Genomic DNA, 10960 nt, shown 5'->3' on the forward strand with positions numbered 1-10960 from the left:
CGTCCTTGTTACTCTTGTTTTATGGTAATCGCTATAGTTCGCCTGCAAAGGCTTTTTGGCTTAGTGAATTGAAGTTATTAGCACTATTTGAATAACTAACATTCATCTTTGATATGATACTTACCTGTTTATTAAACAATTCTTCAAACTCTTTTTGTTTTTCCAATGGCGGTAATATCATCTCTACATTTTCAAGTTTCCCTTTACTAACCATCCCTTTCATTGAGTTCGTAGATGCGTTCTGAATAACCTTTTTCCCAAAAAGGATCAAAGAATACAGAAACCACTCAGTTACATATTCATATTTTGGGGTCAGAGCATTTATTTGCTGGTTAAATGCTACTTTTCTGTCTGCAAAAGCTACATTACCGATACAGTCAAAACTACCTGCAATACAAGTTATCAGTATTGATCCTTTCTCCACTGTTCTCGCTACTTTTTCACCTTCAGAAGAAAGGTATTCAGTTGACTGAGTAAGTGTATGATTAGGGGTGTTTATATTATCTGACTTGATCCACTCTAAATCACTGCCATAATATTCAGGTATTTTCCGTGATGGAGTATTTCCAGTAGTAACACTAGTAAAATCTTTGATTTTTTTAACTTCCCAGCCCTTTGGGTTGGTTACAGGATCGCCAAACATGTCTAGGAATACGCTGCGTAGGAAGTCGTCGGCGAGATTGATAGCTTGTTGGCGTTTGCGGCGGATGGCGTCAGCTTTATCTAAAATCGCGGCAATGCGTTTTTGTTCGTCAAGTGGTGGTAGTGGGATTTCTAACTCCTTCAAAAAATCTGCAGGAACCCTTTTTTGCCCACCACTACCTGACATATTTCGCTCACCTAAATGACGAAACCATTTATTCCAAACTAGATAAAATAAATACTTAGCATCTAGCTTTTCTATATCAGCTCTAATTACATGAAACTCTGTTGTCCCAAAGCCTATTTGAGTCTCTAAGCTGCCTAAGTACGCTGCTTTACCATTTTCAAAACAAGGAGTGATTTTAGCTACTACAACATCATTCTTTTCAAAATAGGTAAAACCTTTTCGAGTTTCATTTAATATTCGTTTTTCTTGCTTTAATATTTGCCCTTGCTCTGAAACTGCAGCCATTGGTAAAAATGTCACAATTTGAGATTCATCAACATTTTTAGGCAATCTGGGGTTAATCTCAGCCACATCTTTTAACTTCACTAATGGCCAACTCACAACATCCCCTCCAACTCTTTCAAATCAAACAGTATTTCATTTTCTAAGCTCACTAGCTTACCTAAAATCTCTTTTGGCGGATCGTACGTTTCTTCTTCGTACACCACTTCTTTATAGCGGTTGATTGAAAGGTCGTATTTATTGCTGGCTATGTCGTCTTTACTTACCCAAAACGCTTTCTGGGTTTTATCATTTTTGTTACTTGTCGCTTGTGCTTTATCACGAGCTTTAAATTCGCTGATTAGGCTTGGTAAGTCGTTAGCTTTTATTGGGGTGCGCTTATCGTCAAGGCTAAAACCATCGGCTTGTACGTCGTAAAACCAAACGTGATCTGTGCTGCCGCCTTTGGTGAAGATTAAAATCGCCGTTGATACACCAGCATAGGGTTTAAACACACCACTTGGCAATGAGATTACCGCTTCTAGCTGATTGTTATCTACCAGCATTTGACGCAATTGTACGTGCGCTTTTGATGAGCCAAATAATACGCCATCGGGCACGATAGTTGCCGACTGCCCGCCTATTTTTAGCATGCGCTCAATAAGGGCAACAAACAGCAGCTCGGTTTTTTTAGTTTTTACTTTACGCAGTAACTCAGGGCATACGTCTTCTTCGTCTAGGCTGCCTTTAAATGGCGGGTTGGCGAGTATTATGTCGTACCCTTCTTTAGCCTTTTGCGGATAGTGCTCTTTAAAGTTTTGGCTTAGGGTATCTTGATAATGTATGCCCGGTTGTTTAATACCGTGCATTACTAGGTTCATGGCGGCTACGCGTAGCATGGTGGCGTCAAAATCAAAGCCGTTGAACATGTGAGCATCTATGTGGCTGCGCTGCTCTGGGGTTATTAAATCACCTGAGTAAAGTAAGTTTTCAAGCGGTTTACCGTTATCATCAAGCTGTACGTTGCCATCTACATCAAGCACGGGCTCGCGCTCTATGCCCTCGGCTGATGTGTATTTTTGTAATAGGTATTCGTAACTTACCGACAAAAAGCCACCGGTACCGGTTGATGGGTCGCATATTTGGCTGGTTACATCTGGGTCCATCATTTCGACCATGGCGCGTATAATGTGGCGCGGGGTTCTAAATTGGCCGTTAATGCCTGCGGTGGTGAGTTTGCTAAGCAAGTATTCGTATAAATCGCCTTTGGTGTCTGAGTTTTCAAGCGGTAAGTCGTTTACCATTTCAACCGCTTTTACCAATAGGCTTTGCTTTTGAATCATCAATTGCGCGTCTTTCATAAACTCGTTAAATATCGCGCCTTCTGGCGATACGTCGTCTGAGGTTTTTGAAAAGTACGGAAACAGCTCATCTTTAACCAGTTTGTATAACTCTTCTGCCCCTAAATGGCGCAGGTTTTGCCAACGAATGTGTTGCTCGGCGTCACTAAAGCGGCGGTTAAACGGCTGCTTAGTACGTGCACTTCGTTTTTCATCGGCTTGCTCGTTCATGTCGAGCATGCGGGCGTACATTAAAAAAGTAATTTGCTCTACTACAGTCAGCGGGTTAGTGATGCCGCCTGTCCAGAACTCTTCCCATAGTTTGTCGATTTTACTTTTTAAAGGTCCGGTGATCATAGTTTTCCTATTCTGAGCGCTTTATAACGCTCGTTGTATTGATTAAATTTTTATATCACATTGTTGGATGGCGCTCTGACTTATCCAACATCGTCGGATGGCGCTTTGGCTTATCCGACCTACGTTTTATGCTATTTCAGCTTGGCTTAATAAATTTTCGGTTAAGCGAATAATGGTGTCTTTTTCTTTTGGGTTTGACTCTGCTACTAGCAAGGTAATAGCCGCTAACCCTGTATCGTTTATTACTGGTTGATAATACTCGTTTAGCAGGCGTTGATTACGATTTAAAAAATCGACAAACAAAAACGCTGCAGTGCGTTTGTTGCCATCACTAAATGGGTGGTTTTTCACCACGAAGTACAATAAATGCGCAGCTTTACTTTCTACGCTTGGGTAACCAGGTTCACCGAATACGGTTTGATCTAACGCTCCCCAAATAGCTGCTAAACCATCATCACGTTCTTGTGCAAATAACTTGGTGGCTTCACCTTTTTTATAAGGTTTTGCTTAAGCTGATCAATCGCGATTTTTGCATCATTAAGTGGTGTAAGTGCACCGCCTAACTCACCTTTTGGTGAATTAAGCAGTCCTTCATCATACTGTTGTAGCCATAAAAAGGTTTGCGTGTAACTGGCAATTATATCTACAAGCCCTGCACCAAACTCACTGTTTTGTGGCAAAACAGCAATTCGTTTAACGAGTTGTAATGCGTTATCTAGCTCTGTTGCGTTTTGTGCTAATCGCTCTTGATTGAAGGTGTAGCCTTTTAATAAGTGCTGCTTTAACGTTTTAGTCGCCCACTGGCGAAAGCGTGTTGCCTGGGCTGAGTTAACGCGGTAGCCCACAGATATTATTGCATCAAGATTGTAGTGTTTTAATTTACGTTTTACTTGGCGTTTACCCTCTTGGCGAACTACCGAGTAATCCTCGGTAGTTGCGTTTTCATCAAGTTCACCTGACTGATATATGTTTTTTAGGTGTAAACTAATGTTGTCTGTTGATGTTTTAAACAGTTCAGCAAGCTGAGATTGCGATAACCAGATACTTTCTTGCTGCACTTGCACTGCTAACTGTAGGCTACCATCTTCATTTTGAAACACTTCTACTTGATTAGCCATTTACACTATCACTTCTTTATCTACCGTTTGGTTTTTATCACCCAATTGTACATCAAACTGCTTAATAAATTGCTCAATTACGTCGGCTTGTTGCTGGCTAAATACGCCATCGAGCCCCATGTCGTGTATTTGGGTAAAGGGTGCACCGTAAAGTTGGGCTATTTCAATAGAGCCGTGGCGAATTAAGTGGTTTTTTAGCATACCAATAAAACGCTGTTGTTTGGCATTTACATGGGTGTGTATTTGCTGCACAAAGGTAGTAAAGCTCTGCTCTATGGCATTTTTATCCATGCCGACTATGGTACGCAATATTTTGTCTAAGCTCGCGGTTGATTCGGGAAAAAACTCTTTTAATGTATTTAAATCTACACTTGGGTTTTGCGTATGCACTAACGAGCTTAATTGCGCTAAGTCGGCTTCGGTTACTGGTTCGCCATTGCGGATTTTTTTAAGCACGATGTCGGTTTCAAATAACGGGGTGAGTGTTTTTTCAACCTCTTGGCGATATATTTGATAATCAATAGAGACTATTTTTGTAAGCCTGTCGGCTTCGTGTATTTGATTTTCGTCTTCTTTTATATCAAGCACAAAATCACTTGTTGGCGGCTTCACGCTTTTATTACGCAGGTGAATAATACTGCGTAAATTAATGCGGCTTTGCTCAAGCGCTGCATGGGTTAAATACTGCCAATATTGCTGTGTTTGTATTTCTGCTATCGCAGGTGCTTTGCTACGCACTTCGTTTAGGTGCATTTGAAGCGATTCAACTTTGTTCATTATACTTTGTTTAGCTAAATCAATTTGGTTTGCATCGGTAAATATTAGTGTTTGGATAGTGGTTAGCTCTAAATCAAACTTATAGGCTTCACTTTGCCCCATTATGTTACGCCATTGCATAAGCGGCTCTACTTCTTCGAGTAACTTTTGTACATCATCAGGGATAAACTGATTAAGGCGTTTTAGGTCTTTAAAGGTTTCGACCACTTGCCAGTTGTCGCGCACCGATATTGATTCCATTGGCAGTAAGCAAATATCGTCGTGAATTAATTTTATTGTTTGGTCAAACACATCTATATTGGCTTTTTTGAGGGCAGTTTGTGCAAGGATTACACGCGCCTCAAATAGTTTTTGCAGTAACGATTTTGCTTGTTTTACGTCGTCTTCTTCTGGGTTTTCGTCAAAGTATTCAAAGTTTGCCCAGTGGTCGAATATTAAAAAGTGAGTTTTGTGCTGCCCTGGTCCATAGAGGTTTTCGCATAAGCGTGTGCCACGGCCAATCATTTGCCAAAACTTTACTTTTGATTTTATGGGTTTTGCAAATACCAGGTTTACGCATTCAGGCACGTCTATGCCGGTGTCGAGCATATCGACCGACACTGCTATACGCATGCTGTTTTCGTCGCTTGATTTAAAGTCGTCTATTAGCTCTTCGGCTCGTTCGTACTTTGAGTGAATAACGCGGCAAAAATTAGCACCATGCTGCGGGTAAAGCTCACTAAATAACTGGGCCATTAATTCGGCATGAGCTATGTTACGGGCGAATATGATTGTTTTACCGGGCAGTTGGCCGTCTTTATCGCGCAGACCTTTTTCCATTAGGTTACGCAGTATGAGCCTGTTGGTGTCTTTATTTTTAATGGCTTCGTCTATTTGTTTTGCGTCAAAATCGAGCTCGTTAGGGTCAATGCCTTGCTCTTCTAATTGGGCTATTTGCTCATCAGTTAGGTTGTCTTTTTTAATGCCTTCGCGCAAAAACTGCGTGGTGTAACTTACTATTTTGTAAGGGACTAAGTTGCCTTGTTCTATCGCGTCTTCAAGTGGATAGTTAGCTGTGGGTAGTTTGTAATCGCAACCAAACAAATCACACGTTGAGCGCGATACCATTTCAACCGGTGTAGCGGTTAAGCCGACTTCTAGCGCGTCAAAGTATTTAAAAATATCACCATAAATATTGTAAATTGAACGGTGGGATTCATCAGCTACTATCAGGTCAAAATAGCCTACGTCGTACTTGTTCATTATGCGTAGCATACCTGGGTACGTTGCTATAAACACCCGCGCGCTGGCTGCTGTGTTTTTAGCGCTTTTACCTACAATATGCACTGGCTCTTTGGTGAATTCGGTAAAGGCGTTACCCGCTTGTTTACGTAGCTCTTTTCGGTCACATAAAAATAGTACGCGCTTAGCCCAACCTGCATCGAGCAGCCGTTTGGCAAGGGCAATAGATACGCGTGTTTTACCTGTGCCGGTTGCTTGCACAATAAGCGCTTTGCGGTGTTTATCACTAAAACGCTCACACACTCGGGTTATGGTTTCCATTTGATACAAACGCCCTGCCACAGCAGTATCTATCGGCGTTTTATTTAAGTCTTTTTTAAGTGTGCGCTGCTTTATTAAGTACTGTAGGGAATCTTTTGAGTAGTAACCGTATAAACCACGGCTATTATAGCCTTGCGTGTCGTCGAGAATTTTTATATCCCAGCCGTTTGAATAAAAAATAACGGGGCGTTGGCCATATTGCTTTTCGAGCGCATTGGCATAAAGCGTTGCTTGCTGGCGGCCTTTTTCGATATTTTCGCGTGTGCGTTTTGCCTCTATTACCGCAAGTGGTTTACCGTCGTCATCCCATAATACATAATCAACATAACCTACGCCTGTTGTTGTAGGTTGGTCGGTTACTTTTACTTCTTTGCCAACGTCTTCTGTTGATTCGTCGTCAAGTGCAACGTGCCAACCAGCATTACGTAAATCTAAATCGATAATGCGTTTACGGGTTTCGCCTTCGTTAAAGTTAAAACTAGAGTTAACAATTTGCTCATTGCGGGTTTTAACCTGAGCCAGCTTTTCAGCATCAATAGTTTGTTTTAGTTTTGCTGCTTGCTGCTGTGCTTGTTTTTGTGCAAGCTCTGCGGCTTCTAGTTCGTCAAGTGCGCGTTTTAAACGGGCCTGATTTTCGGCTAGCTGCTTGGTGAGTTGCTTGTTCTTTTTTGCAAACTCGGCATCACTTTGGTTAGTCGGCTGTGTTTGCTCAGGCGCTTTAAACTCTGGGCACTCTTGATGCGTGCCATTGGCATACGCCATAAATAAGTACGAGGCTACAAAGTAGCTTTCTTTTAATATCCAAATAGCTTGTTGTTGATCAACTTTGCCTTCGTGGGCTGCTTGATTACCACTTTTACGAATGGCGTGAAGCTTATCGGTAATTAAACGCGGAACTGCGCTGGTAAAGTCGTCGGCGGTAAGTTTATCAAAAATGTTAGAAGTGGGTAAAACAGGTAAACTAAGTTCTTTATATAAGTAACCTACTACTTTTTCGGCAAAGCAACGCAGCTTAACCAGTGAGCTTTGTGGATCGGTAATCGCATACTCTTCTGCAAAAGCGGCTAACTGGTGTAGCTCTGGCCACTTAGATTGAATATGTTCAAAGTTCATTGATTGCTTCATTCCTGATTACTTCCTTATCAACTAATTTACCATGCGTTATTATTTTTATGCGTTTGCAAGCTTGCGAAAATTAAGCCGTTATATTTATTTTTATATTGTGTGTTACTGCACTTAACCAGTAGCTTGTTTCAAAGCTTTGGTTATTGGAGTCAATCGCTATTTTTTTAGCAAGCTCGTTGGGTAACACCTTATTTATTTTACTCTTTATGCGGCTACAAGTTTGCTGCACAAAGGTTTTTTCCATTACCTTTAAATTACTGAGCAAACCATCTCTAAAATCTTCGGGCTCTATGCCAAACGTATCACGAAATATACGTAAATCACTGCTATTTTGCTGTAAAAGCATGAGGTATTCTTTGCTGTATCGCAAAGACTCTTCAAAATCACGACCCACAACTAGCTTTTTATGTTCACTTTGGCTGTATTGGTTTAACCATAAATAAAAGGCGGTTTCTTTTGCGGTAAGTTTAATTTCGATACCTGCAAAGGTGAGTGTTTTTGCTTTTGTGTTTACCTCTAGGGTTAAATCTTTTTTATGCGCTGAGTTTAAGCTTGCTACTGTTTGCTAAACGATGCACTTTGCATATTGGCAATGAGGGTTTCGTCGATAGATTGGCGCATTCGTACAAAGGGAATTTCGGCAAGGGTAACCTTTGCATTAATACAGTTTACCTGAGTGCCATTTTTGCCGTCAATAATGTGGTCATAAGGTGTTGGGTAGTAAAAGTCTCTCACAAATTCAAATTCGCTATTTACAAATACATGACTGAGTGAATCTTGCTCACGCCCCAATAAAGACATGGCATAACCTAAATAAAATGCCATTGTTTTACGGCCGCCTGCAATAGAGGCATGAATGCTAATATCATTTTTATTGGTGAGTTCAAACACTTTGCGAGTAATAAAGTCGGCCATGTAGGTTTGTTCTATTTCAGATTTAGCATCATTAATAGGTTGGCCTTTATCGTCTTCTATTAGGCATATGTTTTCATCGGGAAGTTTAATGCAGGGAAGTTTATAATCTGCTATTAATTTAGCTAAATGACCTTGCTCAAATAATCCATCAGTAAGCATAGCCTTGGTGCTTTTTGTAGTAATTACAAAAAACTCTTCAGGCATAAGCTTACCCTGCTGATAAAGCGCAAAAAGAGTTTCAGTTAATACTTGTGGGCTTGCACCGGTAACTATTAGTAGTACATTCTTCATCAACGATCCTTTTGTATGAGGAATCTGCATAATACATAAATTACATAGTTAATGAAACTTGTTTGAGCTCAGTGGATTAGAGGCCTTATTTCTTGCCTTTAAGCTACGGTGCATAAACAACAGTCGCTTTAATTTAATAACTCTTTAATCAACACAGATCCCAACTGCCGTGTATTAAATGGATTTCCGTTGCCATTTAAAATTGAAACACCCAACTCTTTAGCAATATCACGTAAGTAAGGCTTACTAGGTGTTACAAGCTCATTATTTAAAAATACTTCTATGGTGCCGTTTTCTAGCTCTACCAATTTGTAGTTATTCCATGTAGCTTCTTTTACATTTAGTAAAATACGTGGCTTAACAGGAGGGTTTATTAACTTACTCATCGCAATAGCGCTCTTACCTGTTGGCCCAATATTCATGAGTAGTTTTGCTTTTTCAACCGGGGCATCTAATAAAGTCTCAACCTGCATTTCTTCAGTATTTATTTTCAGGATAATGATACGGTCAACCAACGCTAACGTATTTGTGTTAAAGCTTATATGGCCGCTTGACCCCATTTTAGCTGTTGTTTTTACCGATATCCGCTCACCACTACTTGATACAACATCGTACCCTGCCTGGTTAACCTCTGTTGCCATACGACCATTCGTGATTAGTGCAGCATAAAGCTCGCCTATTCGGCCGGTCAAGTGTCTTAGCTCAGTTGGGGGAACATCCCAGCTTAACTCCCTTTCTAACCAGCTCATAGCTTCACCTAGTGATTGAATAATCTGCATTTGAGTTAAAGCCATTTTATTTCCTTATTTGTATATATCTACTTTAAAACGTTTAGAGGAGTTTATGATTCATACTAATTAAGCCCCTTGATATGCATAGTGTATATGACCAATCTACGTCTCCTTTCACTTGTGCTTATTTTTAGCACTAGCAGAACTACATTTTTAGTATACCTAAGCAGTGCTTTTTTTGTAGGATACTAATACCAATCGACTTAAATATTTAGCCTATTTAGCGTGTTAAATAAAGCGTTAAAGGCGTTATAAACTTCTTATATGGGGCAACTACATGTCGAAATTTATGCCTTGTTGTCACTCTATTTATCTATCGCTATAAATGTTTAGAAACCTAACACGATTGGTATAGAAGCGAATTAAAACTATCAGCTTTGGTAAAACGAGCTAAGAAAGGATAGAGCTGCAACCTACAAGATTTAACGTAGTTGCAGGCACAAAAAAGGACGCTAAAAAGCGTCCTAATATTGAATAATGGTGGAGGAAGAGGGATTCGAACCCTCGTTAGGGATTAACCTAAACACACTTTCCAGGCGTGCGCCTTCAGCCACTCAGCCATTCCTCCACGGTGTTGCTTAGCAACAGCGCGTTATATTATGAAATAGGTTACACAGGTGCAAGGTCTTTTTAAATTTGTGCTGTTAAGTGTCTAATAATCAATCAGCAATTTACTTTAGGCATAAAAAAACGGCTAAACCTTAAGGTTTAACCGTTTTTTATGCATTAGGCTAATTACTTAGCCATGCTAGCTGTAAAGTCTAACATGCGATTAAGTGACTTGAGCGCGCCTTCGCGTAAGTCCATATCTACAAACACTTCTTTACCACGAGGGTCTATCAGGGCTTCTTCAATCGCTTTTAAGCCGTTCATTGCCATCCACGGGCAATGTGCACAACTTTTACATGACGCGCCTTCACCCGCTGTTGGGGCTGCAAAAAACTCTTTTTCTGGGCATAGCTGCTGCATTTTGTAAAAAATACCGCGGTCTGTCGCTACAATAAACTTATCGTTATCCATTGTTTGCGCAGCTTTTATTAGTTGACTGGTTGAGCCAACCGCATCTGCTAGTGCCACTATTTCCGCAGGTGACTCTGGATGCACCAATACACCCGCGTCTGGGTGCAGGGCTTTCATATCTTTAAGCGCTTTTGTTTTAAATTCATCGTGTACGATACATGCGCCGTTCCACATGATCATATCGGCGCCAGTATTTTTTTGAATGTAGCTACCAAGGTGTTTATCTGGGCCCCAAATAATTTTTTCACCTTGCTCATCTAGGTGCTCTACAATTTCAAGCGCGCACGATGAGGTTACAATCCAATCTGCACGGGCTTTAACCGCTGTAGAGGTATTTGCATACACTACAACTTTACGATCAGGGTGCTGATCGCAAAACGCTGAAAACTCATCAATAGGGCAACCAATATCCAACGAACACGTTGCTTCTAGCGTTGGCATAACAACTGTTTTGTTTGGCGTTAAAATTTTAGCGGTTTCACCCATAAAACGTACGCCTGCAACGATGATCATGTCTGCATCGTGGCGAGCACCAAAACGTGCCATTTCTAATGAGTCGGCAACACAGCCCCCTGTTTCTTCGGCAAGTGCCTG

The 10960-nt window shown here is 40.8% G+C and carries 9 protein-coding genes and 1 tRNA gene; all 10 read right to left on the reverse strand.

The genetic code is table 11. The features are described from left to right. Window positions 1-31 precede the first annotated feature (31 nt). Entirely contained in the window at window positions 32-1210 is a 1179-nt protein-coding gene (locus tag MTN96_RS37125; RefSeq protein ID WP_248531031.1) for a restriction endonuclease subunit S, read from the reverse strand. Then, complete coding sequence (locus MTN96_RS06700; protein WP_248531034.1) at window positions 1207-2787, reverse strand: class I SAM-dependent DNA methyltransferase; 1581 nt, start codon at window positions 2785-2787, stop codon at window positions 1207-1209. Before MTN96_RS06700 ends, MTN96_RS37125 begins: the two co-directional genes overlap by 4 nt. 126 nt (window positions 2788-2913) lie before the next feature. Next, the gene (locus MTN96_RS06705) at window positions 2914-3225 is read right to left on the reverse strand and encodes a type II toxin-antitoxin system death-on-curing family toxin (RefSeq protein WP_374274870.1); all 312 of its coding nucleotides are present in this window, start codon (window positions 3223-3225) and stop codon (window positions 2914-2916) included. Between the two features lie 5 nt (window positions 3226-3230). Further along, the gene (locus MTN96_RS06710; protein ID WP_248531038.1) at window positions 3231-3905 is read right to left on the reverse strand and encodes a virulence RhuM family protein; all 675 of its coding nucleotides are present in this window, start codon (window positions 3903-3905) and stop codon (window positions 3231-3233) included. Beyond that, window positions 3906-7349, reverse strand: coding sequence for a DEAD/DEAH box helicase family protein (locus tag MTN96_RS06715; protein WP_248531039.1), 3444 nt, complete (start codon window positions 7347-7349; stop codon window positions 3906-3908). Between the two features lie 70 nt (window positions 7350-7419). After that, window positions 7420-7695 carry a hypothetical protein gene (locus MTN96_RS06720; RefSeq protein WP_248531041.1) on the reverse strand — a complete coding sequence of 92 codons (276 nt, stop codon included), beginning with the start codon at window positions 7693-7695 and terminating at the stop codon, window positions 7420-7422. A 209-nt stretch (window positions 7696-7904) separates the two neighbouring features. After that, window positions 7905-8555: a CRISPR-associated ring nuclease Csm6 gene (csm6, locus tag MTN96_RS06725; protein ID WP_248531043.1), complete on the reverse strand. Its 651-nt coding sequence runs from the start codon at window positions 8553-8555 to the stop codon at window positions 7905-7907. 128 nt (window positions 8556-8683) lie between these two features. After that, a complete protein-coding gene (locus tag MTN96_RS06730; RefSeq protein ID WP_248531045.1) occupies window positions 8684-9349 on the reverse strand; it encodes a hypothetical protein in 666 nt (221 codons plus the stop codon). 475 nt (window positions 9350-9824) lie between these two features. Then, window positions 9825-9914, reverse strand: a tRNA-Ser gene (locus MTN96_RS06735). Window positions 9915-10081: 167 nt separating this feature from the next. Then, a partial coding sequence (gene nadA, locus MTN96_RS06740) for a quinolinate synthase NadA (RefSeq protein ID WP_248531046.1) occupies window positions 10082-10960 on the reverse strand: 879 nt, incomplete at its 5' end.

The organism is Pseudoalteromonas sp. 2CM28B (assembly GCF_023161935.1).

Coding starts and splice junctions, on each gene's coding strand:
- MTN96_RS06700 (WP_248531034.1), bottom strand. CDS start 2,787: ATGATCACCGGACCTTTAAAAAGTAAAATCGACAAACTATGGGAAGAG.
- MTN96_RS06710 (WP_248531038.1), bottom strand. CDS start 3,905: ATGGCTAATCAAGTAGAAGTGTTTCAAAATGAAGATGGTAGCCTACAG.
- MTN96_RS06715 (WP_248531039.1), bottom strand. CDS start 7,349: ATGAAGCAATCAATGAACTTTGAACATATTCAATCTAAGTGGCCAGAG.
- MTN96_RS06720 (WP_248531041.1), bottom strand. CDS start 7,695: ATGCTTTTACAGCAAAATAGCAGTGATTTACGTATATTTCGTGATACG.
- csm6 (WP_248531043.1), bottom strand. CDS start 8,555: ATGAAGAATGTACTACTAATAGTTACCGGTGCAAGCCCACAAGTATTA.
- MTN96_RS06730 (WP_248531045.1), bottom strand. CDS start 9,349: ATGGCTTTAACTCAAATGCAGATTATTCAATCACTAGGTGAAGCTATG.